The 25,921-nt window shown below is 59.2% G+C and carries 23 protein-coding genes and 2 tRNA genes; 3 read left to right on the forward strand and 22 right to left on the reverse strand.

From position 1 onward, the window contains the following. Window positions 1–61: 61 nt before the first annotated feature. From infB to rlmE, 11 genes are all read right to left on the reverse strand, one after another. Complete coding sequence (gene infB / locus GN234_RS14045) at window positions 62–2,581, reverse strand: translation initiation factor IF-2 (protein ID WP_109753488.1); 2,520 nt, start codon at window positions 2,579–2,581, stop codon at window positions 62–64. Between the two features lie 27 nt (window positions 2,582–2,608). After that, entirely contained in the window at window positions 2,609–4,090 is a 1,482-nt protein-coding gene (nusA, locus tag GN234_RS14050) for a transcription termination factor NusA (RefSeq protein WP_003177868.1), read from the reverse strand. A 59-nt stretch (window positions 4,091–4,149) separates the two neighbouring features. Continuing rightward, window positions 4,150–4,608, reverse strand: a complete 459-nt coding sequence (gene rimP / locus GN234_RS14055; protein ID WP_053118762.1) for a ribosome maturation factor RimP — start codon at window positions 4,606–4,608, stop codon at window positions 4,150–4,152. Window positions 4,609–4,748: 140 nt separating this feature from the next. Then, window positions 4,749–4,825 (reverse strand) — tRNA-Met (locus GN234_RS14060). 97 nt (window positions 4,826–4,922) lie between these two features. Beyond that, window positions 4,923–5,008: transfer RNA gene (locus tag GN234_RS14065), tRNA-Leu, on the reverse strand. A 21-nt stretch (window positions 5,009–5,029) separates the two neighbouring features. Next, a complete protein-coding gene (gene secG, locus GN234_RS14070) occupies window positions 5,030–5,413 on the reverse strand; it encodes a preprotein translocase subunit SecG (protein WP_003197714.1) in 384 nt (127 codons plus the stop codon). A gap of 4 nt (window positions 5,414–5,417) precedes the next feature. Beyond that, window positions 5,418–6,173 (reverse strand): triose-phosphate isomerase, encoded by a 756-nt coding sequence (gene tpiA, locus GN234_RS14075; protein WP_116834153.1) that lies wholly within the window; start codon window positions 6,171–6,173, stop codon window positions 5,418–5,420. 66 nt (window positions 6,174–6,239) lie between these two features. Continuing rightward, window positions 6,240–7,577 carry a phosphoglucosamine mutase gene (gene glmM, locus GN234_RS14080; protein ID WP_109753486.1) on the reverse strand — a complete coding sequence of 446 codons (1,338 nt, stop codon included), beginning with the start codon at window positions 7,575–7,577 and terminating at the stop codon, window positions 6,240–6,242. Between the two features lie 16 nt (window positions 7,578–7,593). Then, window positions 7,594–8,445: a dihydropteroate synthase gene (folP, locus tag GN234_RS14085; protein ID WP_109753485.1), complete on the reverse strand. Its 852-nt coding sequence runs from the start codon at window positions 8,443–8,445 to the stop codon at window positions 7,594–7,596. 8 nt (window positions 8,446–8,453) lie between these two features. Then, a complete protein-coding gene (ftsH, locus tag GN234_RS14090; RefSeq protein ID WP_109753484.1) occupies window positions 8,454–10,364 on the reverse strand; it encodes an ATP-dependent zinc metalloprotease FtsH in 1,911 nt (636 codons plus the stop codon). Between the two features lie 200 nt (window positions 10,365–10,564). Continuing rightward, entirely contained in the window at window positions 10,565–11,197 is a 633-nt protein-coding gene (gene rlmE / locus GN234_RS14095; RefSeq protein ID WP_109753483.1) for a 23S rRNA (uridine(2552)-2'-O)-methyltransferase RlmE, read from the reverse strand. A gap of 106 nt (window positions 11,198–11,303) precedes the next feature. Between rlmE and GN234_RS14100 the strand changes: the two genes are divergently transcribed. Beyond that, complete coding sequence (locus GN234_RS14100) at window positions 11,304–11,612, forward strand: YhbY family RNA-binding protein (RefSeq protein WP_003177852.1); 309 nt, start codon at window positions 11,304–11,306, stop codon at window positions 11,610–11,612. Between the two features lie 10 nt (window positions 11,613–11,622). Here the strand turns inward: GN234_RS14100 and GN234_RS14105 are convergent, their stop codons facing one another. The 8 genes from GN234_RS14105 to grpE all read right to left on the reverse strand — a co-directional run bounded on the left by GN234_RS14105 (window position 11,623) and on the right by grpE (window position 22,099). Beyond that, a complete protein-coding gene (locus GN234_RS14105; protein WP_176688634.1) occupies window positions 11,623–12,027 on the reverse strand; it encodes an MFS transporter in 405 nt (134 codons plus the stop codon). A 28-nt stretch (window positions 12,028–12,055) separates the two neighbouring features. After that, entirely contained in the window at window positions 12,056–12,532 is a 477-nt protein-coding gene (greA, locus tag GN234_RS14110) for a transcription elongation factor GreA (RefSeq protein ID WP_030139783.1), read from the reverse strand. 2 nt (window positions 12,533–12,534) lie between these two features. Continuing rightward, window positions 12,535–15,756 carry a carbamoyl-phosphate synthase large subunit gene (gene carB, locus GN234_RS14115; protein ID WP_109753481.1) on the reverse strand — a complete coding sequence of 1,074 codons (3,222 nt, stop codon included), beginning with the start codon at window positions 15,754–15,756 and terminating at the stop codon, window positions 12,535–12,537. Window positions 15,757–15,861: 105 nt separating this feature from the next. After that, window positions 15,862–16,998: a glutamine-hydrolyzing carbamoyl-phosphate synthase small subunit gene (gene carA / locus GN234_RS14120; protein WP_003197697.1), complete on the reverse strand. Its 1,137-nt coding sequence runs from the start codon at window positions 16,996–16,998 to the stop codon at window positions 15,862–15,864. Window positions 16,999–17,253: 255 nt separating this feature from the next. Further along, complete coding sequence (gene dapB / locus GN234_RS14125; RefSeq protein WP_109753480.1) at window positions 17,254–18,060, reverse strand: 4-hydroxy-tetrahydrodipicolinate reductase; 807 nt, start codon at window positions 18,058–18,060, stop codon at window positions 17,254–17,256. Window positions 18,061–18,069: 9 nt separating this feature from the next. Further along, window positions 18,070–19,194: a molecular chaperone DnaJ gene (gene dnaJ, locus GN234_RS14130; protein ID WP_109753479.1), complete on the reverse strand. Its 1,125-nt coding sequence runs from the start codon at window positions 19,192–19,194 to the stop codon at window positions 18,070–18,072. 322 nt (window positions 19,195–19,516) lie between these two features. Continuing rightward, a complete protein-coding gene (gene dnaK, locus GN234_RS14135; RefSeq protein WP_109753478.1) occupies window positions 19,517–21,430 on the reverse strand; it encodes a molecular chaperone DnaK in 1,914 nt (637 codons plus the stop codon). Between the two features lie 102 nt (window positions 21,431–21,532). Then, window positions 21,533–22,099, reverse strand: coding sequence for a nucleotide exchange factor GrpE (gene grpE, locus GN234_RS14140; RefSeq protein WP_109753477.1), 567 nt, complete (start codon window positions 22,097–22,099; stop codon window positions 21,533–21,535). Between the two features lie 241 nt (window positions 22,100–22,340). Here grpE and recN point away from each other — a divergent pair, with 241 nt between their 5' ends. Continuing rightward, window positions 22,341–24,014: a DNA repair protein RecN gene (gene recN / locus GN234_RS14145; RefSeq protein ID WP_176688635.1), complete on the forward strand. Its 1,674-nt coding sequence runs from the start codon at window positions 22,341–22,343 to the stop codon at window positions 24,012–24,014. A gap of 75 nt (window positions 24,015–24,089) precedes the next feature. Here the strand turns inward: recN and fur are convergent, their stop codons facing one another. Beyond that, a complete protein-coding gene (gene fur, locus GN234_RS14150) occupies window positions 24,090–24,494 on the reverse strand; it encodes a ferric iron uptake transcriptional regulator (protein WP_003197684.1) in 405 nt (134 codons plus the stop codon). Window positions 24,495–24,591: 97 nt separating this feature from the next. On the opposite strand from fur, the gene GN234_RS14155 reads away from it, so the two are divergent. Further along, window positions 24,592–25,119, forward strand: a complete 528-nt coding sequence (locus GN234_RS14155; RefSeq protein WP_109753475.1) for an outer membrane protein assembly factor BamE — start codon at window positions 24,592–24,594, stop codon at window positions 25,117–25,119. Window positions 25,120–25,177: 58 nt separating this feature from the next. On the opposite strand, the gene GN234_RS14160 is transcribed toward GN234_RS14155, so the two are convergent. After that, entirely contained in the window at window positions 25,178–25,480 is a 303-nt protein-coding gene (locus GN234_RS14160) for an RnfH family protein (RefSeq protein ID WP_176688636.1), read from the reverse strand. Next, entirely contained in the window at window positions 25,477–25,920 is a 444-nt protein-coding gene (locus tag GN234_RS14165) for a type II toxin-antitoxin system RatA family toxin (RefSeq protein WP_116834150.1), read from the reverse strand. Before GN234_RS14165 ends, GN234_RS14160 begins: the two co-directional genes overlap by 4 nt. Between the last annotated feature and the right edge of the window lies 1 nt (window position 25,921).

Below are 25,921 nucleotides of genomic sequence, written 5' to 3' on the forward strand. Positions count from 1 at the left end.
TCCGGCAGCGAGGCGGCGCATATTCGTGCGGCTGCCCGGTGCGGCTCTTGAAGTGCGCGAGTTAGAGGCTGCGAGCAACCTGAACCTTCTCGAAGACTTCGATCTTGTCGCCGACCTTGACGTCGTTGTAGCTCTTGACGCCAATACCGCATTCCATGCCGGCACGTACTTCGGAAGCGTCATCCTTGAAGCGGCGCAGGGATTCCAGCTCGCCTTCGAAGATCACGATGTCTTCACGCAATACACGGATCGGACGGTTACGGTGAACGACACCCTCGATCACCATGCAACCGGCGATGGCACCAAACTTCGGCGAACGGAACACGTCGCGAACTTCGGCCACACCCAGGATGTTCTCCCGGACGTCGCTGCCCAGCATACCGGTCAACGCTTTCTTGACGTCTTCAATGATGTCGTAGATCACGTTGTAGTAACGCATATCCAGGCCTTCCTGCTCGACGATCTTGCGAGCGCCGGCATCGGCACGCACGTTGAAGCCGAACAGTACAGCATTGGAGGCCAGTGCCAGGTTGGCGTCGGACTCGGTGATACCACCGACACCGCCACCGACCACACGCACTTGCACTTCGTCGTTACCCAGGCCATTCAAGGCGCCGTTCAACGCTTCGAGCGAACCACGGACGTCGGATTTGAGGACGATGTTGAGCGTCTTCTTCTCTTCCTGGCCCATGTTCTCGAAGATGTTTTCCAGCTTGCCGGCGTGAGCACGAGCCAGTTTGACTTCGCGGAACTTGCCTTGACGGAACAGAGCCACTTCACGGGCTTTCTTCTCGTCAGCCACAACGCTCATCTCGTCGCCAGCGTCCGGGGTACCGTCCAGGCCGAGGATCTCGACCGGGATAGCCGGACCGGCTTCCTTGATTGGCTTGCCGTTCTCGTCGAGCATGGCACGCACGCGGCCGTAGTTCGAACCGACCAGCACCATGTCGCCTTGGCGCAGGGTACCGTCTTGAACCAGGACGGTCGCGACAGGGCCACGGCCCTTGTCGAGGCGCGATTCAACGACCACACCACGGCCAGGAGCCGAAGGCGTAGCAGTCAATTCCAGGACCTCGGCTTGCAACAGAACGGCTTCGAGCAGTTCGTCAACGCCGGTACCCATCTTGGCCGAGACCGGAACGAATGGAGTGTCGCCACCCCACTCTTCGGAGGTCACGCCGTGGACCGACAGTTCGCTGCGGATGCGATCGAGATCGGCGCCCGGCTTGTCGATCTTGTTCACTGCAACCACCAGCGGCACGCCAGCTGCCTGGGCATGCTGAACGGCTTCGATGGTTTGCGGCATCACGCCGTCGTCCGCTGCAACCACCAGGATCACGATGTCGGTCGCCTTGGCACCACGGGCACGCATCGCGGTAAACGCAGCGTGACCCGGGGTGTCGAGGAACGTCACCATGCCGCGGTCGGTTTCAACGTGGTAGGCGCCGATGTGCTGGGTAATACCACCAGCCTCACCTGCCGCAACCTTCGCACGACGAATATAGTCGAGCAGGGAGGTTTTACCGTGGTCGACGTGGCCCATGACGGTCACGACCGGCGCACGGGAAACCGCCTCACCTTCAAACTTCAGGGACTCGGCCAGGGAATCTTCCAGGGCGGTGTCGCTGACCAGGGTCACTTTGTGGCCCAGCTCCTCAGCAACCAGTTGGGCAGTTTCCTGGTCCAGTACCTGGTTGATGGTGGCTGGCGTACCCAGCTTGAACATGAACTTGATGATTTCAGCAGCCTTGACCGACATCTGCTGGGCCAGATCGCCCACAGTGATGGTCTCGCCGATCTTCACTTCACGCACGACAGGGCCGGTAGGGCTCTGGAAACCGTGGGCGTTGCGTTTCTTCAGCTTGGCCTTGCCGCGACCGCCGCGACGGAAGCCATCGCTTTCTTCATCGGTAGTACGTGGCGCAACACGGGGTGCTGGAGCCTTTTCCTTGACCGAAGCACGATGAGGCGCGTTCTTGCGCTCGCCATCGCCGCTGCCACGACGATTGTCGTCGGCACGTGGCTTGTCCGGACGACGCTGTTCGTCGCGCTTGCGAGTATCGGCAGGAGCCGGAGCTGGCGCCACGACTGGAGCCGCTTCGCGCACAGGTTCGACTACCGGGGCAACAGCCTCGACAGCTTCCACCGGAGCGGTTTGCGCAGCAGCAGGCTGGCGGCGCGCTTCTTCTTCGGCGCGACGCTTGGCTTCTTCTTCAGCCTTCTGACGAGCAGCATTTTCTACTGCGCGACGTTCTTCCTGTTCGCGTTTGCGCTCGGCTTCGATTTCTTCCGGGCTGCGCTGTACGAAGACTTTCTTCTTGCGTACTTCAACGCTGATGCTTTTGCTACCGGCAACACGCAGGGTGCTGGTGGTTTTACGCTGCAGAGTGATCTTGCGCGGTTCTTCCACTTTCGCCTTGTGACTGCTCTTCAAGTGAGTCAGCAGGGACTGCTTCTCACTGTCGGTCACATGTTCCTCGGCGGCGGTGTGCGGCAGACCTGCCTCACGCATCTGCTGCAACAGGCGCTCTACCGGTGTTTTGACCTCATCGGCCAGTTGTTTCACCGTGACTTGCGTCATGCACTTCTCTCCTCAGGCCGCGCCTAATTACTCGAACCAGTGGGCTCGGGCGGCCATGATCAACTTGCCGGCACGATCATCGTCAATGCCGTCGATGTCGAGCAGATCGTCAATAGACTGCTCGGCCAGGTCTTCGCGGGTAATTACGCCGCGCACCGCCAGTTCCATCGCCAAATCCTTGTCCATGCCCTCAAGCGAGAGCAGGTCTTCGGCCGGATGGGCGTCTGCCAGCTTTTCCTCAGTAGCGATGGCTTTGGTCAACAAACGATCCTTGGCCCGAGCGCGAAGCTCGTTGACGATTTCCTCGTCAAAGCCGTCGATGTTGAGCATTTCCTCCACCGGTACGTAGGCAATCTCTTCCAGGCTGGTAAAACCTTCGTCCACCAGCACCTGCGCCAGTTCTTCATCGACTTCGAGCTCTTCGATGAAGTTGCGCAGGATGTCGCCGGTTTCCGCTTGTTGCTTAGCCTGGATGTCCGATTCGGTCATCACGTTCAGGGTCCAGCCAGTCAACTGGCTGGCCAGACGCACGTTCTGACCACCACGACCGATAGCCTGAGCGAGATTGTCTGCGCCAACGGCGATGTCCATGGCATGGGCATCTTCGTCGACGATAATTGCCGCCACTTCAGCAGGCGACATGGCGTTGATCACGAACTGAGCCGGGTTGTCGTCCCACAGGACGATGTCCACGCGCTCGCCGCCCAACTCGCCGGATACGGCCTGGACACGCGAACCACGCATGCCGATGCAAGCACCTTGCGGGTCGATGCGCTTGTCCTTGGAGCGGACCGCGATCTTGGCACGCGATCCCGGATCACGGGAGGCGGCCATGACTTCGATCAGGCCTTCAGCAATTTCCGGCACTTCGATGCGGAACAACTCGATCAGCATTTCCGGCGCGGTACGCGACAGGATCAGCTGTGGGCCGCGGTTCTCGGTGCGGATTTCCTTGAGCAGCGCACGCAAACGCACGCCAACCCGGAAAGTTTCGCGAGAAATGATGTCTTCGCGAGCCAGCAACGCTTCAGCGTTGTTGCCCAGGTCGACGATCACGTTGTCGCGGGTCACTTTTTTCACGGTGCCGGAGATGATTTCCCCCAGGCGCTCGCGATAAGCGTCGACGACTTGCGCGCGTTCGGCTTCGCGAACTTTCTGCACAATAACCTGCTTGGCAGTCTGTGCAGCGATGCGACCGAACTCAATGGATTCGATTTTTTCTTCGACGACATCACCGACCTTGGCACCCGGGTGCGTTTCTGCAACCTTGCTCGGCCAGGTTTCGATAGCCGGATCGTCCAGGTCGGCTTCCTCGACTACCGTCCAGCGACGGAAAGTCTCGTAGGCACCCGTGTGGCGATTGATTTCCACACGCAAATCAACTTCGTCTTCAAACCGCTTCTTGGTAGCAGTGGCCAGGGCCAGCTCCAGCGCTTCAAAAATAACGTTAGCCGGTACGCCCTTTTCATTGGATACCGACTCAACAACCAGCAGTACTTCTTTGCTCATCGTACGCCTCGCCTTTCGCAAGCCATTGGATCCGCGGGATCCGCAGTATCTGGCACGTATCAGTCAAAACTGGGAATAATGTTGGCCTTGTCGATCATATCGATCGGCAACAGGAACTCATGGTCATCTACCTGCACCACGACGTCCTGTTCTTCTACACCGCGCAGAAGGCCTTGGAAGTTGCGTCGACCTTCGAAAGGCGAGCGCAGCTTGATCTTCACTTGTTCACCGGCAAACAAAGCGAACTGTTCAAGAGTGAACAGGGGGCGCTCCATGCCAGGCGAGGAAACTTCAAGGGTGTATTCGGAGGTGATTGGATCTTCAACATCCAGTACACCGCTGATCTGACGGCTGACGATGGCGCAATCATCCACCAACACGCCGCCTTCCTTATCGATATAAACGCGCAACAGTGAGTGGCGACCTTGAGCCGAAAACTCAATACCCCAGCATTCATAGCCAAGGGCCACGACCACCGGGGCCAACAAGGCCTGCAACTGTTCTAGCTTGCTCGACACCTGAACCCCCTCGTGCATGTTTGTGCATGCTGTGCAAATAAAAAAAAATGGGCGAATCGCCCATCCCTGAAACGCCGTCGAATAGCGGCGTTATAAAGTGTCCAGCTAACAAAAAGCCCCTTGGAAGGGGCCCCTGAAACTGGTTGCGGGAGCCGGATTTGAACCGACGACCTTCGGGTTATGAGCCCGACGAGCTACCAGACTGCTCCATCCCGCGACAAAGCTGGGGCGGAAGTATACGACCGATCCCTTACAGGGTCAATGTAACCCTTCCACCTACAAGAAAGCCCGCAATCGCGGGCTCTCCTGATAATTGGTACCGAGAAGGGGACTCGAACCCCTACACCCTATGGGCACAACCACCTCAAGGTTGCGTGTCTACCAATTCCACCACCTCGGCAATACAGCGTTTGAAACCTTCTTACTTCTGCTCTTGAGCTGGAGGCACGTCAGTCGCCGGGTTGGCCGACTTTTGCTCTTGAAGCACCGGGACATCATCAGAAGCCGGTTGTTGCTTTGGCGCCTCCAGGACTGCTGGGTTTGGCAAACCTACTTGAGTCAGCTCGTGAGCTTTCTCTTTAGCAAAGTAACCTAACCCCAAGCTGGTCATGAAGAAACCGGCGGCAAGTATAGCAGTAAACTTACTAAGAAAGGTAGAGGAACCTTGGCTTCCGAACACAGTATTTGAAGCACCTGCACCGAAAGACGCACCAGCATCCGCACCTTTACCCTGCTGCAGCAATACGAGAGCAACTACACCCAGTGCACCCAGCAGATGAAAAACGACTACGACTGTTTCCAGCATTTTTTCAGTTTCCCGCGGCGCGACAGATCGCACCGAACTCATCTGCATTCAGGGACGCTCCACCAATGAGCCCCCCATCGATATCCGGCATGCCGAACAGTTCGACCGCATTGGCCGCCTTCACGCTGCCGCCGTATAGAAGCCGCACACCTCGTGCCACTTCAGAATTCTCTGCCGCCAACTGCGCGCGGATGGCTGCGTGCACATCCTGCGCCTGTTGCGGCGAAGCAGTCAGCCCGGTACCAATGGCCCAGACTGGCTCGTAAGCAATAATTGCCTTTGCAAAAGCACCAACACCCAGCTCTTCGATGATGCTGCCCAGCTGACGCTCGACAACTTCAAGGGTCTTGCCGGCTTCACGCTGCGCAAGGGTTTCCCCTATGCACAACACCGGAGTCAGACCACAGGCCTGGGCCGCAGCAAATTTGCGGATCAAGGTCTTGTCCTGCTCGCCCATGATCTGGCGACGCTCGGAATGTCCGACCAGGACCAGGGAACAACCTGCATCCACCAATTGACTCGGTGCAATCTCACCGGTCAACGCACCTTGCATGGACTCCACCGCAGAGTTCTGCGCGCCGACCGAAATCGACTTACCTTTCAAGCCATCAATCACTTGATTGATATACAAGCAAGGCGGGAATACCGCGACATCAACACCGCTTGGCAAGGCCAGATGACGAAGGCCATTGATCAGCTCAGCGACGCTGGCGCGGGTACCGTGCATCTTCCAGTTACCAGCTACCATAGGGCGACGCATGCTGTACCTCGTCGGTCAAAGTGGGCGCAGATGTTACCCAACCGATCCATGACTGGCAAGCCGAATTCAGGCAGAAACTTCAGTAACCAGTTTTGCCAGCTCTTCGGCATAACCGCGAACTTGCGCTTCATCCTCGCCTTCGACCATGACACGCACCAAAGGCTCTGTGCCGGACTTGCGCAACAATACACGTCCACGCCCCGCCATCGCCTGTGTCACACGCTCACTGGCCTGCTTGACCTTGGCATCCTCGAGAGGATTCACACCGCCCCCGAAACGCACGTTGATCAACACTTGCGGGCATTTGCGCAATGCCTGGCGCGACTGTGCGAGCCCTTCGTTACGCGCCTTGAGCGCCATCAGCACTTGCAAGGCCGCAATGATTGCATCACCCGTGGTGGTATGGTCGAAGCATACGATGTGGCCGGAGTTCTCACCACCGATCACCCAGTTGCGCTCCAGCAGCTCCGAGATCACGTAGCGGTCACCCACATTGGCCCGCACGAACGGGATATCCAGGTCTGCCAGGGCCAGCTCCAGCCCGAGGTTGCTCATCAACGTGCCGACTACGCCGCCCTGCAGCTTGCCGCGCCCATGCAGGTCACGAGCAATAATGAACAGCAGCTCGTCACCATCGACGACCGTACCGGTGTGATCAACCATCAAGACCCGATCACCGTCGCCGTCGAAGGCGATCCCGAGATCAGCCTGCTCAGCCAGCACCGCAGCCTGCAATGCCTCGGTATGGGTGGAGCCACAGTTGTGGTTGATGTTCAGGCCATTAGGCTGGGCGGAAAGCACCACCACCTCGGCCCCCAGCTCGCGAAAGACGCTCGGCGCGACTTTATAGGTTGCCCCGTGGGCGCAATCGACGACGACTTTCAGGCCGGAAAAACTGGTACCTGTGGGCACACTGCCCTTGCAGAATTCGATGTAGCGACCCGACGCATCGTTGATCCGCGACACTTTGCCGATCTTGCTCGACTCAACCACAGTCATCGGCGTGTCCAGCAGCTCTTCGATCATCAGCTCGATATCGTCCGGCAGCTTGGTACCCTGGCCGGAGAAGAACTTGATGCCGTTGTCGTCATGAGGGTTGTGCGAGGCACTGATCACGATGCCTGCCTGGGCCTGGAACGTACGCGTCAGGTAGGCAATGGCCGGCGTCGGCATCGGGCCCAGCAGCATCACATCGGCGCCCGCCGATGTCAGGCCAGCCTCGAGTGCCGATTCGAACATGTAGCCGGAAATTCGCGTGTCCTTGCCGACCAGCACCTTGCAGGCGCCCATCTTGCGGAACGCCATGCCGGCCGCCCAGCCGAGCTTGAGCATGAAATCAGGGGTAATAGGGTATTCGCCGACCCGACCACGAATACCGTCGGTGCCAAAGTATTTCTTGCTCATAAGTGCTCCGTCATTCTTATTCGGCTGAATCCACAGCTGCGATCATCCGCACGACATCCATCGTTTCGGCTACATCGTGCACACGCAATATGCGCGCGCCTTTGGTAAGGGCCAAGGCCGCAAGGGCGAGACCACCATACAGGCGCTCTCCCACCGGTCGGCCCAAGGCATTGCCTATCATGCTCTTTCGCGAAACCCCAACCAACAGGGGCCGCCCCAGTGCATGCAAGGCTTCCATATGTTTGAACAGGCTCAGGTTGTGAGCCAGCGTCTTGGCAAAGCCAAAGCCGGGATCAAGAACGATCCGCTCGGCGGGAATGCCCACGGCAGCACACTGGTCCAGACGCTCCACCAGGAATTCACCCACCTCCCTGGTTACATCATCATAGTGCGGGTCATTCTGCATGGTCCCCGGTTCGCCGAGCATATGCATCAGGCACACCGGCAACCCGGTGGCCGCCGCAGCGTCCAGGGCGCCGTCGCGCCGCAGGGACCGAACATCATTGATCAGGCCTGCCCCCAGTCGCGCAGTCTCGCGCATGACCGCAGGCGTGGACGTATCGACCGAGATAATGACATCAAGTTCGCGATGGATGCGCTCGACAATCGGCGCTACCCGCTCCAGCTCTTCGGTAGGCGAGACTGCCCGCGCGCCCGGCCGGGTCGATTCGCCGCCTACATCGATCAGCGTTGCACCGGCAGCCACCATGGCTTCGGCATGCCGCAGCGCAGCATCGAGCTGGCTGAATCGACCGCCATCGGAAAAGGAATCAGGCGTGACATTGAGAATGCCCATGACATGCGCATGGGCCAAATCAAGAACCCGGTTGCCGCAAGGCAACCGGGTCGAGGACTGAACAGAAGTCATTTCAAGCCTTAGACATCAGCGGCCGGACCGCCAATCGGTGTTTCCGGACGCTCACCCTGTACCGCCGGAGGCGTACCGGAGGTGCCGGTACCACCCGACCAGTCACGAGGCTCGCGAGGTTCGCGACCCGCCATGATGTCGTCGATTTGCTCGGCGTCGATGGTTTCGTACTTCATCAAGGCATCGGCCATGGCATCAAGCTTGTCACGGTTGTCCGTAAGAATCTGCCGGGCAGTGCCGTAGCACTGGTCGATGATACTGCGCACTTCGGAATCGATCAGCTTGGCTGTCTCGCCGGAGAAGCTTGCATGCTGGCCACCGCCACCACGACCAAGGAACACCTCCCCCTCTTCTTCGGCATACATCAGCGGCCCCAACTTCTCGGACAGGCCCCACTTGGTGACCATATTCCGAGCGATCTGACTGGCGCGCATGATGTCGTTGGACGCGCCGGTGGTCACACCGTCGAAGCCCAGGGTCATTTCCTCAGCGATACGGCCGCCATACAACGAACAGATCTGGCTGATCAATGCACGCTTGGACAGGCTGTAGCGATCCTCTTCCGGCAGGAACATGGTCACGCCCAAGGCACGACCTCGCGGGATGATCGAGACCTTGTAGACCGGATCATGCTCGGGCACGACACGACCGACGATCGCGTGACCCGCCTCGTGATACGCGGTGTTCTGCTTTTCTTTCTCCGACATGACCATGGACTTGCGCTCCGCGCCCATCATGATCTTGTCCTTGGCCAGCTCGAACTCCTTCATCTCCACGACACGCTTGCCGGTACGAGCGGCGAACAACGACGCTTCGTTGACCAGGTTCGCCAGGTCTGCACCGGAAAAGCCCGGCGTACCACGCGCGATGACTGCCGGAGCGACGTCATCACCCATTGGCACCTTGCGCATATGGACCTTGAGGATCTGCTCGCGACCGCGAATGTCCGGCAGCCCCACCACGACCTGGCGATCGAAACGTCCCGGACGCAACAGCGCAGGGTCGAGTACGTCAGGACGGTTGGTGGCGGCAATCACAATGATGCCGTCGTTCATTTCGAAGCCGTCCATCTCGACCAGCAACTGGTTGAGGGTCTGCTCGCGCTCGTCGTGCCCGCCACCCATGCCGGCGCCACGGTGGCGACCGACGGCGTCGATCTCATCGATGAAGATGATGCATGGCGCGTGTTTCTTGGCCTGCTCGAACATGTCGCGGACACGACTGGCGCCCACGCCGACGAACATTTCGACGAAGTCGGAACCGGAAATCGTGAAGAACGGCACCTTGGCCTCACCGGCAATCGCCTTGGCCAGCAAGGTTTTACCGGTACCTGGCGGGCCAACCATCAGCACGCCACGTGGAATACGACCGCCCAGGCGCTGGAATTTGCCCGGATCACGCAGGAACTCGACCAGTTCGCCCACTTCTTCCTTGGCTTCGTCGCAGCCCGCGACGTCGGCCAGGGTGGTTTTCACCTGATCTTCGGAAAGCAGTCGAGCCTTGCTCTTGCCAAAGCTCATCGGCCCACCCTTGCCTCCCCCGCCACCCTGCATCTGGCGCATGAAGAACATGAACACGGCGATGATCACCAGGATCGGGAAGCTGGCGACCAGGAGCTGGGTCCAGATGCTTTGCTGCTCAGGCTGCTTGCCTTCGACCACGACGTGGTTGTCCACCAAGTCGCCGATCAGGCCATTGTCCTGGATTGCCGGACGAATGGTCTTGAAGCTGTCGCCATCGGTGCGCTTGCCGGTAATCACATAGCCATCAACGGCTACACGCTCGACCTTGCCATCCTTGACCTGCTGGATGAAGTCGGAATAGTTGAGGGTCTGCGGCTCGTTAGGGCTGGAGAAGTTGTTCATCACGGTCACAAGGACAGCGGCGATGATCAACCACAGGATCAGATTCTTTGCCATATCGTTCAATTAACTACCCTCTGAAGCAAGCTCCGCTACTGGCGCGCGCTTCGCATGATATTCACCGGCCTAACTTACTACATTACCTACGACTCTGGCAGGCGCCGTCTGTAACCCTTTGTGAAACACTTTCTACACAATATTCGCTAATGCTCACGGGACGAAATACGAAAAACCTATCGCCCCGGTCGAAAAACCTCTTATTCCTCACTGCGACCACGGAAACCACGGCCCAGCAGGTACTGCTCACGGGAGCGATCACGCGATGATTTCGGCTTGCGCGTCGTGACCTTCTCGAACTGCTTGCGCACGCTCTTGTGGTATTCGTCGAAGCCTTCACCCTGGAAGACCTTGATCAAAAAATCACCACCTGGCTTCAATACCCGAGTCGCAAGATCCAGTGCCAACTCGCACAGGAACATTGATCGCGGCATATCAACAGATGCCAATCCACTCATATTGGGGGCCATATCGGAAATCACAAGGTCCACCTCGTTTTTTCCAACCGCTTCAAGGATCTGCGCCAGTACGGCGTCCTCGGTGAAGTCACCCTGAATGAAGGTCACATCCGGGATGCTGTCCATTTCCAGGATATCGGAAGCGATCAGTGTGCCTTGTCCACCAATCAGACGACTGGTCACTTGGGACCAGCCACCCGGGGCGGCGCCCAAGTCGATCACGCTCATGCCTGGACGGATCAAACGGTCTCTTTCTTGAATCTCCAGCAGCTTGTAGCTGGCACGGGAACGATACCCGTCTTTTTGCGCCATTTTCACGAATGGATCGTTGAAATGCTCTCTGAGCCAGTTCTGGCTAGTCTTGGAACGGGCCACGGGCCACCTCTAAAAATAAAACGGGTCGTGATTAAGTGGGCGGTCCCGGACTTGCTCGGGTAAACTGGCCGCCGCTTTTTACAAGATCAGACGCAGGGGTCAGATTATGCCGCTCACTCAAGAGCAGAAGAAACAATACAAATCCATTGGCCACCATCTGAAACCGGTTTTGACTGTGGCTGACAACGGTTTGACTGAAGGTGTACTCGCCGAACTGGAACGCGCCTTGGGCGATCACGAGCTGATCAAGATCAAGCTCAACATCCTCGACCGCGAAGCCCGCCTGGCTGCCGTTGCTGAACTGTGCAAGACCGGCAAGGCCGACCTGGTGCAGGTCATCGGCAAGATGGCGCTGATTTATCGCAAGAATTTCAGCGTCAACAAGCAACTGTCGAACGTTCACCGCTTCAAGTGATGTCAAAGGGTCAAGGGTGTGCCTCGCGCACCCTGCCGCCCCATCCGGGAACCGGCTGCAACACCAGCACCAACCCGGAAAAACCCAGCACCAGGTAACTGAATACCTGCCATTGGCTCGCATCCGGCCAGCCGAGACGCACTGCAAAGAACATCCCGCACGCGTACAACGACATGAGCAACAATTGCCCACGAATGTCGCGCCATAGACTGGCAAGGCCCTCGGCCTGAACCAGCACCAAGATCTGAAATATCACGCACGCTGCGGAAAAACCTACCAGCAGCGCCGTCAGCATGCCTGCGATTTCATCGATGAGCAGCGGTGCCAAGCCGACTCGACCCAGCACCGGCAGCAAACCGATGTGCAACAACCAGACGCCGCCCACCCACAACATCTGGGTGAGCTGCCAGATCATGGCGCCTGCTCGCAGCGGGCGCCTTCGTTCAGATGTGACGAACTTCGACAATCTCATACTCGATGACACCGCCAGGTGTCTTCACCGCCACCACATCACCCTCTTCCTTGGCAATCAAGGCGCGAGCGATGGGCGAACCAACGGAAATCTTGCCGAGCTTGATGTCTGCCTCGTCCTCACCAACGATCTGGTAAGTGACGCTTTCATCGGTCTCGACGTTGGCGATTTCCACGGTAGTGCCAAAGATCACCTTGCCGGTGTGCGGGATCGTCGTGACGTCGATGATCACCGCATTCTGCATACGGCCTTCGATATCACGGACACGCGCCTCGACCATCCCCTGCTCCTCTCGGGCAGCGTGGTATTCGGCGTTCTCCTTGAGATCGCCCAGCTCGCGCGCTTCACCAATAGCCTGGCTCAAGCGCGGGCGCTCGACCTTCGTCAGGAAAGCGTGTTCTTCTTCCAGGGCCTTCGCGCCCTGAACCGTCATCGGGTACTTGGTTATGCTCATGCCTTCAATCCTGCATGTAGATCCTGCAAGCGACGCACGGTCTTCTCGGGACCGAACTTGAGCGCTTCGCAGATCGCTTCGCCCGCAGCAATGGTCGTGGTGCAGTAGATCTTGTGCTGCAGCGCATTGCGACGAATGGAGTAGGAATCGGCGATCGACTGGCGACCTTCGGTGGTGTTGATGATCAGTGTGACTTCGTCATTCTTGATCATGTCGACCACGTGCGGACGCCCCTCGGTCACCTTGTTCACGCGGCGCACTTTCAGGCCTGCCGCCTCGATCAGTCTGGCAGTGCCGGCAGTGGCGACCACTTCGAAGCCCAAGTTGATCAGATCACGGGCTACGCCTGCAACCAGTGGCTTGTCGTCATCACGCACGCTGATGAACGCCGTACCGCCAGTCGGCAATACTTCGCTGGCGCCCATCTGGGCCTTGGCGAAGGCCTCGCCGAAGGTATCGCCCACGCCCATCACTTCACCGGTGGATTTCATTTCCGGGCCGAGGATCGGGTCCACGCCTGGGAACTTGGCGAACGGGAACACCGCCTCTTTCACACTGTAGAAGTTCGGAATGATTTCCTTGGTGAAATTCAGCTCTTTCAGGGTTTTGCCAGCCATGACCCGTGCCGCGATCATCGCCAGGGAAACACCGATGCACTTGGAGACGAACGGCACGGTCCGGGAAGCGCGCGGGTTGACTTCGATGACGTAGATGTCCTCGCCCTGCAAGGCCAGCTGCACGTTCATCAGGCCGACAACGCCCAGTTCCAGGGCCATTTTCTTGACCTGCTCGCGCATCTCGTCCTGGATATGCGCCGGCAGCGAGTAAGGCGGTAGCGAACAGGCGGAGTCACCGGAGTGAACACCTGCTTGCTCGATGTGCTGCATGATCGCACCGATCACCACATCCTTGCCGTCGCTGACCGCGTCCACGTCCATTTCGATGGCGCAGTTGAGGAAGTGGTCCAGCAGCACCGGGCTGTCGTTGGACACCTGGACCGCTTCGCGCAGGTAGCGCTTGAGCTCGTCCTCCTGGTAGACGATTTCCATCGCACGGCCGCCCAGTACATAGGACGGACGCACCACCAGCGGGTAGCCGATCTTGGCCGCGGCACGAATCGCTTCGTCCTCGCTGCGCACGGTGGCGTTTGGCGGCTGACGCAGGTTCAGGCGCTCGACCATCTGCTGGAAACGCTCGCGGTCTTCGGCGCGGTCGATCGCATCCGGGCTGGTACCGATGATCGGCACGCCGGCGGCTTCAAGGGCGCGCGCCAGCTTCAGCGGGGTCTGGCCGCCATACTGGACGATCACGCCTTTGGGCTTCTCGACGCGGACGATTTCCAGCACGTCTTCCAGGGTCACGGGTTCGAAGTACAGGCGATCGGAGGTGTCGTAGTCGGTGGAGACGGTTTCCGGGTTGCAGTTGACCATGATGGTCTCGTAACCGTCGTCGCGCAGGGCCAGTGCCGCGTGTACGCAGCAGTAGTCGAACTCGATGCCCTGGCCGATCCGGTTAGGACCGCCACCCAGGATCATGATCTTGTCGCGGGTCGATGGCGCTGCTTCGCACTCTTCTTCGTACGTGGAGTACAGGTAGGCGGTGTCGGTGGCGAACTCGGCCGCGCAGGTGTCGACGCGCTTGTAGACCGGGAACACTTCCAACTTGTGGCGATGAGCGCGCAGGCTCTTCTCGGTCACACCCAGCAGCTTGGCCAGGCGCATGTCGGAGAAGCCTTTGCGCTTGAGGCGGAACATCGTGTCGCGGTCGATGCTGGACATGCCCAGGGTCTTGACCTTCTCTTCTTCCTTGATCAGATCTTCGATCTGCACCAGGAACCAAGGGTCGATCATGTTCATGCCGAAGATCTGCTCGACGGTCATGCCGGCACGGAAGGCATCGGCCACGTACCAGATACGCTCGGCGCCCGGCACGGTCAGCTCGCGCTTGAGCACGCTCATGCTTTCCGGATCATTCAGGTCCAGCTTCGGATCGAGGCCGCAAACGCCCACTTCCAGGCCGCGAAGGGCTTTCTGCAGGGATTCCTGGAAAGTCCGGCCGATGGCCATGACTTCACCAACCGACTTCATCTGAGTAGTCAGGCGGGCATCGGCCTTGGCGAATTTCTCGAAGGCGAAGCGTGGCAGCTTGGTAACGACGTAGTCGATGGACGGCTCGAAGGACGCCGGGGTCTTGCCGCCGGTGATGTCGTTCGACAACTCGTCCAGGGTGTAGCCCACGGCCAGCTTGGCAGCGACCTTGGCAATCGGGAAACCGGTGGCCTTGGAAGCCAGGGCCGACGAACGGGATACCCGCGGGTTCATCTCGATGACCACCATGCGACCGGTGTTCGGGCAGATGCCGAACTGGACGTTGGAGCCGCCGGTTTCCACGCCGATCTCGCGCAATACCGCCAGGGAGGCGTTACGCAGGATCTGGTATTCCTTGTCGGTCAGGGTCTGGGCCGGCGCGACAGTGATCGAATCACCGGTGTGCACGCCCATCGGGTCGAAGTTCTCGATGGAGCAGACGATGATGCAGTTGTCCTTTTTGTCGCGGACAACTTCCATTTCGTATTCTTTCCAGCCGATCAGGGATTCGTCGATCAGCAGTTCCTTGGTCGGCGACAAGTCGAGACCACGGGCACAGATTTCTTCGAACTCTTCACGGTTGTAGGCGATACCACCACCGGTGCCGCCCATGGTGAAGGACGGACGGATGATGCACGGGAAACCAAGGCGTTCCAGGACAGCGTTGGCCTCTTCCATGCTGTGGGCGATGCCCGAGCGCGGGCAGTCCAGGCCGATGGATTTCATCGCCTTGTCGAAGCGCGAACGGTCTTCGGCCTTGTCGATGGTATCGGCGTTGGCGCCGATCATTTCCACACCGAATTTCTCCAGGACGCCTTCGCGCTCCAGGTCCAGGGCGCAGTTCAGCGCGGTCTGGCCACCCATGGTCGGCAGCAGTGCGTCCGGGCGCTCTTTCTCGATGATCTTGGCAACGGTCTGCCACTTGATCGGCTCGATGTAGGTGGCGTCGGCCATGGCCGGGTCGGTCATGATGGTGGCCGGGTTGGAGTTCACCAGGATGACGCGGTAGCCCTCTTCGCGCAGGGCTTTACAGGCCTGGGCGCCGGAGTAGTCGAATTCGCAGGCCTGGCCGATCACGATCGGGCCAGCGCCGAGAATCAGGATGCTTTTTATGTCTGTACGTTTTGGCATGGGTTTGTCACTCAAATCCGCAGGTCAGTCGGCTAGGCCGTCGAACAATCTTTGAAGCGCCCGAGGGGGCCGCCGCACTCGGGGCCGCCCTCGGGCTTCACGCGGTCAGCGTCGCTTGGCCATCTCATTGATGAAGCGATCGAACAGCGGCGCCACATCGTTCGGGCCCGGGCTGGCTTCAGGGTGGCCCTGGAAGCTGAACGCGCTCTTGTCGGTACGCTCGATGCCTTGCAGCGTGCCGTCGAACAGCGACTTATGGATCGCACGCACGTTGGCTGGCAGGGTCGCTTCATCTACCGCAAAACCGTGGTTCTGGCTGGTGATCATCACCACGCCCGTGTCCAGGTCCTGCACCGGGTGGTTGGCACCATGGTGGCCATGGCCCATCTTCAAGGTCTTGGCGCCCGAGGCGAGGGCCAGCAATTGATGACCGAGGCAGATGCCGAATACCGGGATCTCGGTTTCCAGCACGTCCTTGATCGCCTGGATCGCGTAGTCGCAAGGCTCGGGGTCACCAGGGCCGTTGGACAGGAACACGCCGTCGGGCTTGAGGGCCAGGACGTCGGCGGCCGGGGTTTGGGCTGGCACCACGGTGACGCGGCAACCGCGCTCGACCAACATGCGCAGGATGTTCAGCTTGACGCCATAGTCGTAAGCAACCACGTGGTATGGCAGCTCGGAAGCCTCGATCGTCGCGTGACTGTCGGTCTTCAGATCCCAGACCGTGGAGCGCCATTCGTATTGTTTCTTGGTGCTGACGACTTTCGCCAGGTCCATGCCCTTGAGACCCGGGAAACCCTGGGCAGCGGCAATGGCGGCTTCTTCGGAAATGTTGTCGCCGGCCATGATGCAGCCGTTCTGCGCGCCTTTTTCCCGAAGGATGCGGGTCAGGCGACGAGTGTCGATACCAGCGATCGCCACAACGTTGTTGGCTTTCAGGTAATCGGACAGGGACATCGTGTTACGCCAGTTGCTCGCTACCAGCGGCAAGTCACGGATGACCAGGCCGGCGGACCAGACACGATCAGACTCGGCATCTTCCGGCGTGGTGCCGGTGTTGCCGATGTGCGGGTAAGTCAGGGTAACGATTTGCTGGGCGTAGGAAGGATCGGTAAGAATTTCCTGATAGCCGGTCATTGCGGTGTTAAACACCACCTCACCAACGGTCTGGCCGTCGGCTCCAATGGCTTCGCCGCGAAAAATGCTGCCATCAGCAAGGGCGAGTATGGCTGGCTTAGTCAAGAAGACCTCCCGTAAATAAAGCCTGAAAGGGCGATCGCAGGTTGTAAAAAAGCGGAGTGACGTATGGACACGTCACCCCGCTTCTTCACTGAATTATTCTGCGCGCTTTTAGTGGACACACTAAAGCTGTAGCTTACAGAAAAAGGCTTTTTTGGTCCACCGCTAATGAGCCTTAAAGGCAGGGGAATGCGACAGGCCGTCGCGAAGCGGTGTAAAACGGGGCTCAGTATAACCTGAACCCCGCGTTCAATGGCATCAACGCAGGTCGAGAACGTCCTGCATGTCGTACAAACCCGGCTCGCGGCCATCCAGCCACAGCGCAGCACGTACGGCACCCTTGGCGAAGGTCATCCGGCTCGATGCCTTGTGGGTGATTTCCAGGCGCTCGCCCTCAGTGGCGAACAGCACGGTATGGTCGCCCACCACATCGCCACCGCGCACAGTGGCGAAACCGATGGTATCGCGCTCACGAGCACCGGTATGCCCCTGGCGCCCATACACGGCCACTTCCTGCAGATCGCGACCCAGCGTATCGGCAATCACTTCCCCCATGCGCAAGGCCGTTCCCGAAGGCGCGTCGATCTTGTGGCGGTGGTGCGCCTCGATGATTTCGATATCCGCATCGTCACCCAAGACCCGGGCCGTCATCTCCAGCAGCTTCAGTGACAGGTTCACACCCACGCTGAAGTTCGCCGCGAACACGATCGCAATGTCTTTGCCCGCATCGGCCAGCAACTGCTTTTGCGCGGCATCCAGCCCCGTCGTGCCGATCACCATGGCCTTGCCATGTTTGCGGCAGATCGCGAGGTTTTTCAGCATCACGTCCGGCAGGGTGAAGTCGATCAGCACATCGAACTCGTCGAGCACCTTCTCCAGGCCACCGGACATCGGCACACCGATACGCCCCAGCGAGGCCAGCTCGCCAGCATCGGCACCCACCAGCGTACTGTCGGGCCGCACAATGGCTGCCGTCAGGCCGGAGAGCGGAGAGCGCTGCTGCACCGCCTCGACCAGCGCCTTGCCCATGCGCCCCGCAGCGCCCATCACAGCTATACGTCGCATGCCAACTCCTTACAGGTCGCCGAAGAAGCGCTTCACGCCTTCGAACCAGCCGGTGGTTTTCGGGGAGTGACTGTTGTCATCGGCCAGCGAGCTGCGAAACTCCTCCAGCAACTCACGCTGGCGCCGACTCAGGTTGACCGGAGTCTCCACCGCCACGCGGCACATCAGGTCACCCGCGCCGCCACCACGCACTGGTGCAACGCCCTTGCCACGAATCCGGAACTGCTTGCCGGTCTGCGTACCCTCGGGGATTTTCAACTTGACGCGACCGTCGAGGGTCGGGATCTCAAGCTCACCGCCCAAGGCAGCATCGACGAAGCTGATCGGCACTTCGCAGAACAGGTGCTTGCCGTCACGTTGGAAAATCGAATGCTCGCGCACGTTGATGACCACGTACAGGTCGCCAGTCGGGCCACCCTGGGCACCCGCCTCGCCTTCGCCGGACAGACGAATGCGGTCACCGGTATCGACCCCGGCCGGCACTTTCACCGACAGCGTCTTGTACTCTTCGACACGCCCTTCACCGTGGCAGGAGTCGCACGGGTCGGAAATGATCTTGCCCTGGCCATGGCAACGCGGGCAGGTCTGCTGCACCGAGAAGAAGCCCTGTTGCATGCGGACCTGGCCGATGCCGCCGCAGGTTGGGCACGTAACAGGCGAGGACCCCTTCTTGGCCCCCGAGCCATCGCACGGCTTGCAATTGACCAGTGTCGGAACACGGATATTCACGGTAGTACCGCGCACCGCCTCTTCCAGGTCCAACTCCAACGTGTAACGCAGGTCACTGCCACGCTGGGCGCCACCACGGGCACCGCCGCGACCGCCACCGAAGAAATCGCTGAACACATCGCCGAAAATATCGGAGAAATTCTGACCGCCAAAACCGGCACCGCCGCCACCCATGCTTGGGTCGACACCGGCATGACCGTACTGGTCGTAAGCCGCGCGTTTACTGGAATCGGACAGTACTTCGTAGGCCTCGTTGGCCTCCTTGAACATCTCTTCCGACGCTTTGTCGCCGGGATTACGGTCCGGGTGGTGCTTCATCGCCAGGCGACGATAGGCCTTTTTCAGGTCTGCCTCGCTGGCCCCCCGCTCGACACCCAATACTTCGTAAAAGTCACGCTTTGCCATTAGTCTTTGCACTCTTATAGGACGTCCGGCAAACCTCTCCTGAACCTTGCCAAACTCGTTGAGCCCCAATACAGGCCCGGACCCAACTCACGTCGATTCAACGATCCTGGTCTTTAATCTTTCAGCCAGGGACCCGGCCAAAACGCGGTGTATGTCGTTCGGAAAGCAGGAGCATTCCCGATCACACCGCCAGCATCCGAGCGTTGTCGCATGCTGTAAAAATTCACTGACTCCAGACACGCCAACGCGGGAGCAAGCTCCCGCGCGGCGACATCCTACCAGCCACCGCACAAATGCAGTCAACCGGCCGACCAACAAGCGATTACTTGTGGTCTTTCACTTCTTCGAACTCAGCGTCAACGACATCGTCGGCTTTTTCGGCCGACTCGCCCTGGGCTGCGCCTTCAGCGGGCTGAGCCTGCTCGGCGTACATCTTCTGGGCCACTGGAGCGGAGACCTTGGACAACTCTTCGATCTTCGCCTCGATGGCAGCCTTGTCGTCGCCTTTGACGGCAGCTTCCAGGGCAACCACAGCCGCTTCGATAGCGGTTTTCTCTTCCGCGGTCACTTTCTCGCCAGCATCGGCGATCATCTTGCGGGTCGAGTGCACCAGGGCGTCGCCCTGGTTGCGGGCGCTAGCCAGTTCTTCGAACTTGCGGTCTTCCTCGGCGTTGACTTCAGCATCGCGAACCATCTGCTGAATTTCTTCCTCGGACAGACCGGAGTTGGCCTTGATCACGATCGACTGGGTCTTGCCGGTGGCCTTGTCTTTCGCGCCGACATGCAGGATGCCGTTGGCGTCGATGTCGAAGGTCACTTCGATTTGTGGCACGCCACGTGGAGCCGGTGGAATCTCGGCCAGGTCGAACTTGCCCAGGGATTTGTTCTGGGCAGCCTGCTTGCGCTCACCTTGCAGCACATGGATGGTCACGGCGCCCTGGTTATCGTCAGCAGTCGAGAACACTTGGGATTTCTTGGTAGGAATCGTGGTGTTTTTCTCGATCAGCGCGGTCATCACGCCACCCATGGTTTCGATACCCAGGGTCAGCGGGCTGACGTCGAGCAGCAGAACGTCCTTCACATCACCGGCCAGAACGGCGCCCTGGATGGCAGCACCCATGGCAACGGCTTCGTCCGGGTTCACGTCCTTACGCGCTTCTTTGCCGAAGAAGTCGGTCACCAGCTTCTGAACCAGCGGCATACGGGTCTGGCCGCCAACCAGGATCACGTCGTTGATCGAGCCAACGTCGATACCGGCATCTTTCATCGCAATGCGGCAAGGCTCGATGGTGCGCTGAACCAGGTCTTCCACCAGCGCTTCAAGCTTGGCGCGGGAGATTTTTACGTTCAGGTGCTTAGGACCGGTGGCGTCTGCGGTGATGTACGGCAGGTTCACGTCGGTCGACTGGCTCGAGGACAGTTCGATCTTGGCTTTTTCAGCGGCTTCTTTCAGGCGCTGCATGGCCAGCGGGTCACCCTTGAGGTTCATGCCGCTTTCTTTCTTGAACTCGTCGACGAGGTAGTCGATCAAGCGGATGTCGAAGTCTTCACCACCGAGGAAGGTGTCACCGTTGGTCGCCAGTACTTCGAACTGGTGTTCGCCATCGACTTCAGCGATCTCGATCACAGAGACGTCGAAGGTACCGCCGCCCAGGTCATAAACGATCACGGTGTGATCGCCCTTGGCCTTGTCCATACCGTAGGCCAGAGCAGCCGCGGTTGGTTCGTTGATGATACGTTTTACGTCCAGGCCCGCGATGCGGCCGGCGTCTTTGGTCGCCTGGCGCTGGCTGTCGTTGAAGTACGCAGGAACGGTGATGACCGCTTCGGTCACGGCTTCGCCGAGATAATCCTCAGCGGTCTTCTTCATTTTCTTGAGAATTTCAGCCGAGATCTGTGGCGGTGCCATTTTCTGGCCGTTCACTTCAACCCAGGCGTCGCCATTGTCAGCCTTGGCGATTTTGTAAGGCACCATCTTGATGTCTTTCTGAACGACTTCTTCGTCGAACTTGCGACCGATCAGACGCTTCACCGCGTACAGGGTGTTATGCGGATTGGTCACTGCCTGACGCTTGGCCGACTGGCCAACCAGAATCTCGCCATCATTGGCATAAGCGATGATCGACGGCGTGGTACGCGCGCCTTCAGCGTTCTCGATAACTTTGGCCTTGCCGTTTTCCAGCACGGAGACGCACGAGTTGGTGGTCCCCAGGTCGATGCCGATAATCTTGCCCATGTTAACTCTCCCGGAACTTGGATTTTGTTGCCGCAGCAGTGGTGGCTAACTGCGGTAGCACTTAAACGCTTGACTTAATAGATGGGGCCGCTACGACCGATTTCAAGCCTGCTCATCAATAGAAGGCGAAACCGGTGCTGGCGTCTTGCTGACCACGACCATGGCCGGGCGCAACAGACGACCGTTGAGCAGGTAACCCTTCTGGAAAACCTTCAGGACGCTGTTTGGCTCGACGTCGGCACTTTCCTGCATCGCCATGGCCTGATGGTGCTCGGCATTGAAGGGTTCGCCATGCGGATCGAGGGCTTCGAGCTGATAACGCTTGAGGGTGTCCTGGAACATTTTCAGGGTCAGCTCGATGCCTTCACGCATCGGACGGATGTTTTCGTCATCCGGGTTGGACAGTTCCAGGCCGCGCTCCAGGCTGTCGATGATCGGCAGCAGGTCGCCAGCGAAACGCTCCAAGGCAAATTTATGAGCCTTCTCTACATCTTGCTCGGCGCGACGGCGGACATTCTGCAGGTCGGCTGCTACACGCAACGCCTGATCCTGCGCACCGGCCAGTTGCTCTTCGAGCACTTGTACACGTGCCGCCAGGTCTTCACCGGAATCCTGGGAAGCCTGGTTGGCGTCTAGATTTTGCGTATCCTGCGTCTGTTCGTCAGCCATAGATTTCTCCTCTCAACTTCGTCCGCGAGCTCGACTCGCGCTTCTGCCCCGGTATATGGGGTCGGGTTTTCCAGCTTCAAGGGCCATCTGACGAATTAACCTTACAAAAAACAGCTGCATAGTCATTCCTCGAAGCGCTAAGAAAATCCTCCGCCCAAGCAAATCGAGCTAAGCGAGGGCATTGTCAGGCCGAAACAAAACACTGTATAAATAACCAGACCTAAAGCCTGGGAGCGGCCTTATGCTGGTGCACCTGTCCGTACACAACTACGCCATCGTCGAACATCTCGACCTCGAACTTGACCGAGGCATGAGCGTGATCACCGGTGAAACCGGCGCGGGCAAGTCGATCATGCTCGATGCCCTGGGCCTGACGCTGGGCGACCGCGCCGACAGTGGCGTAGTGCGCCCCGGAGCAGACAAGGCCGACATCCTGGCGACGTTCGACCTGGTCGACATCCCCGAGGCCAGCGCCTGGCTGGCCGAGCGCGACCTGGACACCGATGGCCTGTGCATCCTTCGCCGGGTTATCACCGCCGAAGGCCGTTCCCGAGGCTATATCAACGGCACGCCCTGCCCCTTGGGCGATCTCAAGGCCCTTGGCGAACTGCTGATCGACATCCACAGCCAGCATGAACACCAATCCCTGCTCAAGACCGACACCCACCGCCGCTTGCTGGATGAGTATGCCGGCGCCACGGACCTGGCCCGACAGGTCCAACTGGCGGCCCAACGCTGGCGCCAGACCCGGCAGGAACTGGATCGACTCTCCAACTCCGGCGACGAACAACGCGCCCGTCACCAGTTGCTGAGCTACCAGCTCGAAGAGCTGGAGAACCTGGCCCTGGGTGAAAATGAACTGGAAGAGCTGGAGCAGGAACACAAGAACCTGACCAACGCCGAAACCCTGCTGGGTATCTGCCGCCAAGTGGTCGAGCAATGCAGCGAGAGCGATTCGGGCAATGTGCTCAATGCACTGACAGCGAGCCTGAACCGACTCTCCAGCGTGAACAATTCGGTGGGCGCCTTGAACGAAGCGACCAACCTGCTGACGAGTGCGCAGATCCAGGTCGAAGAGGCCGTCGGGGAGCTGAATCGCTTCCTCGATCATTTCGATGCCGACCCGGCACGCCTGCAATACCTGGAAGAACGCCTGGACACCATCTATACGCTGGCGCGCAAGCACCGCATCCAACCGACCGATGTTGCCGAGCTCCAGCAGCGGCTACTGGACGAACTGGAAACCCTGAACGCCAACGATGAATCCATCGAACGCCTGGGGGACGAACTGGCTTCTTATGCCCGTCATTATCAGGAAAAGGCCAAGGAACTCAGTGAACTGCGCCGGCAGGCCGCAACAGGGCTGGCCTGCGCCGTTGAGCAGGAAATCCAGCGCCTGGGCATGCCCGGCGGGCGCTTCACCATCGAATTGCGCCCCAATGCCGGCGACGAGCTCCAGCCCAATGGACTTGAGCAAGTGGAATTGCTGGTCAGCGCCAACCCCGGACAACCACTCAAGGCCCTGGCCAATGTCGCCTCCGGCGGCGAATTGTCACGAATCAGCCTGGCTATCCAGGTCATCACCGCACAGACCTCTCGCGTGCCGACGCTGGTATTCGACGAAGTGGACGTAGGCATCGGCGGCCCAACCGCGGAAATTGTCGGCCAACTGCTGCGCCGACTGGGTGAGCGTGGCCAAGTGCTGACGGTTACCCACCTGCCCCAAGTCGCCGCCCAGGGACACCAGCATTTGTTCGTGCACAAAGTGCGTGGCGAGGACGCCACCCGCACCGCTGTGTCCAAACTCAACAAAAATGAGCGCGTGGAAGAGGTGGCGCGAATGCTCGGAGGTATCGACCTCACCAAGGAATCCCTGGCCCACGCGAAAAAAATGGTCGTTACCGCGAAAATCTGAGAACGGTAGAAAGCACGAAGGCGACCCTGGGGGCGCCTTCGTTCGTTTCGCGAACCTTAAGTCCGCGCGACATGCTTACTTTTTCTTGCGTACGTACAGCACGAGATTGTGATCAACCATCTCGAAGCCATACTTGTCGACGATTGCTTTCTGCAGCCGCTCGATTTCTTCGTCGAAGAATTCGATCACTTCACTGGTCTCGACGTTGACCATATGGTCGTGATGCTTGCCGTCGTCCAGCTCGAAGACCGCGTGGCCTCCGTCGAAGTTGTGCCGCACCACAAGGCCAGCTGCCTCGAACTGGGTCAGAACACGGTAAACCGTGGCCAGACCGACGTCCTCACCAGCCTCCATAAGCGCCTTGTAGACATCCTCGGCACTCATGTGGCGTTGCTCGGCGGAATCGAGCATTTGTAGAATCTTGACCCTTGGCAGGGTCACTTTGAGGCCGGCTTTGCGTAGTTCGCTATTTTCAACCATGGTCAGCTTTCTCGCGATGCTGCTTCGCAGCTTCTCTTAATGCGGGTATGATCGGCGTTTACGTTGTCCCAGCCAAGATAGTGGAAGTCGCCCACCGATGCAAAACACCAAGCTCTTGCTAACCAGTTTCACCTTTGTGGGACTGCTCGCACTCGCCGGTTGTTCATTCCCCGGGGTTTACAAAATCGACATCCAGCAGGGCAATGTCGTCACGCAGGACATGATAGACCAGTTACGCCCGGGAATGACCCGTCGGCAAGTACGGTTTATCATGGGTAACCCTCTGTTGACCGACACGTTCCACGCCGATCGCTGGGATTATCTGTACAGCTTGCAGCCAGGCGGCGGCGAGCGCCAACAGGAACGCATCAGCGTTATCTTCAACTCTAACGACCAACTCGTCAGCCTGTCGGGCGATTTCATGCCCGGCGTGAGCCGCGACGAGGCCATCATGGGCAAGGATAGCGGCACTACCGTTACCGATCCGACCCAGAACGCCGAACAGCCGAAACCGGAAAAACCGGCCAAGCCAGGTTCGTTGCTGGACCAGATCCAGAAGGACGTGGACAAAGTCGAGACCGTACCAGTCCCGACGCCAGAGCCCCTGGATACTTCGCCGCAATAAGTCGCAACATGAAAAAACCCGGCATGCCGGGTTTTTTATTGCCTGCGATTCAAGCGAGTTACTGATCGGATTGGCGCGCTTGAGCAGCCTTGGCCGCCCGCAATCGACGAATTTCTTTAGGATCGGCCAGCAAAGGTCGATAAATCTCCAGCCGATCACCCGCCTGGACCACCTGCCGATCAGGATCGGTGACCACTTTGCCAAAAATCCCCACCGGGCAGGTCGCCAGATCCAGTTCCGGGAACGCATCGGTAATGCCCGATGCCTTCAGCGCCGCGCGAACACTCGTGCCTTGCTGCACGGAAAATGTGCGCAGGACCTGGCGGTCGACGCTGGCATACACCACTTCTATCTCAATCAACGCTTGAGCTCGGCATTCTGCTTGGCCCGCTGGCAGAACGCGTCGACCAGGGTATTGGCGGCCTGATTGAACAGCGGCCCCAACGTCGCTCGCACCAATGGGCCGGCGTAGTCGAACGACAGGTCCAGGCTGATCTTGCAGGCCTTATCGCCCAGCGGCTTGAACACCCAGACGCCGTGGAGCTGATTGAAGGGCCCCTCTTCCAGGTTCATCTCGATGGATTGCCCTGGCACCAGCGTATTGCGCGTGACGAAACGCTGGCTCAAGCCGCTCTTGGCAATGTTGAGGCTGGCGCGCATATGAATTTCAGAGCTCTCCAGCACCTCGGCGGATGCGCACCACGGCAGGAACTCCGGGTAGCTCGCCACATCGTTGACCAGGTCGTACAGCGCCTGCGCCGGGTAGGGCAGCAAGGCCGAGCGTTGAATATGTGTCGTCATG

The organism is Pseudomonas bijieensis, from assembly GCF_013347965.1.
GTDB classification, from domain to species: domain Bacteria; phylum Pseudomonadota; class Gammaproteobacteria; order Pseudomonadales; family Pseudomonadaceae; genus Aquipseudomonas; species Aquipseudomonas bijieensis.

Excerpts from the sequence above, each read along its gene's own strand:
- infB (WP_109753488.1), bottom strand. The coding sequence starts at position 2,581 with ATGACGCAAGTCACGGTGAAACAACTGGCCGATGAGGTCAAAACACCG.
- nusA (WP_003177868.1), bottom strand. The coding sequence starts at position 4,090 with ATGAGCAAAGAAGTACTGCTGGTTGTTGAGTCGGTATCCAATGAAAAG.
- secG (WP_003197714.1), bottom strand. The coding sequence starts at position 5,413 with ATGCTGGAAACAGTCGTAGTCGTTTTTCATCTGCTGGGTGCACTGGGT.
- tpiA (WP_116834153.1), bottom strand. The coding sequence starts at position 6,173 with ATGCGTCGCCCTATGGTAGCTGGTAACTGGAAGATGCACGGTACCCGC.
- glmM (WP_109753486.1), bottom strand. The coding sequence starts at position 7,577 with ATGAGCAAGAAATACTTTGGCACCGACGGTATTCGTGGTCGGGTCGGC.
- folP (WP_109753485.1), bottom strand. The coding sequence starts at position 8,445 with ATGACTTCTGTTCAGTCCTCGACCCGGTTGCCTTGCGGCAACCGGGTT.
- ftsH (WP_109753484.1), bottom strand. The coding sequence starts at position 10,364 with ATGGCAAAGAATCTGATCCTGTGGTTGATCATCGCCGCTGTCCTTGTG.
- GN234_RS14100 (WP_003177852.1), top strand. The coding sequence starts at position 11,304 with ATGCCGCTCACTCAAGAGCAGAAGAAACAATACAAATCCATTGGCCAC.
- GN234_RS14105 (WP_176688634.1), bottom strand. The coding sequence starts at position 12,027 with ATGATCTGGCAGCTCACCCAGATGTTGTGGGTGGGCGGCGTCTGGTTG.
- carB (WP_109753481.1), bottom strand. The coding sequence starts at position 15,756 with ATGCCAAAACGTACAGACATAAAAAGCATCCTGATTCTCGGCGCTGGC.
- dapB (WP_109753480.1), bottom strand. The coding sequence starts at position 18,060 with ATGCGACGTATAGCTGTGATGGGCGCTGCGGGGCGCATGGGCAAGGCG.
- dnaJ (WP_109753479.1), bottom strand. The coding sequence starts at position 19,194 with ATGGCAAAGCGTGACTTTTACGAAGTATTGGGTGTCGAGCGGGGGGCC.
- dnaK (WP_109753478.1), bottom strand. The coding sequence starts at position 21,430 with ATGGGCAAGATTATCGGCATCGACCTGGGGACCACCAACTCGTGCGTC.
- grpE (WP_109753477.1), bottom strand. The coding sequence starts at position 22,099 with ATGGCTGACGAACAGACGCAGGATACGCAAAATCTAGACGCCAACCAG.
- recN (WP_176688635.1), top strand. The coding sequence starts at position 22,341 with ATGCTGGTGCACCTGTCCGTACACAACTACGCCATCGTCGAACATCTC.
- fur (WP_003197684.1), bottom strand. The coding sequence starts at position 24,494 with ATGGTTGAAAATAGCGAACTACGCAAAGCCGGCCTCAAAGTGACCCTG.
- GN234_RS14155 (WP_109753475.1), top strand. The coding sequence starts at position 24,592 with ATGCAAAACACCAAGCTCTTGCTAACCAGTTTCACCTTTGTGGGACTG.
- GN234_RS14165 (WP_116834150.1), bottom strand. The coding sequence starts at position 25,920 with ATGACGACACATATTCAACGCTCGGCCTTGCTGCCCTACCCGGCGCAG.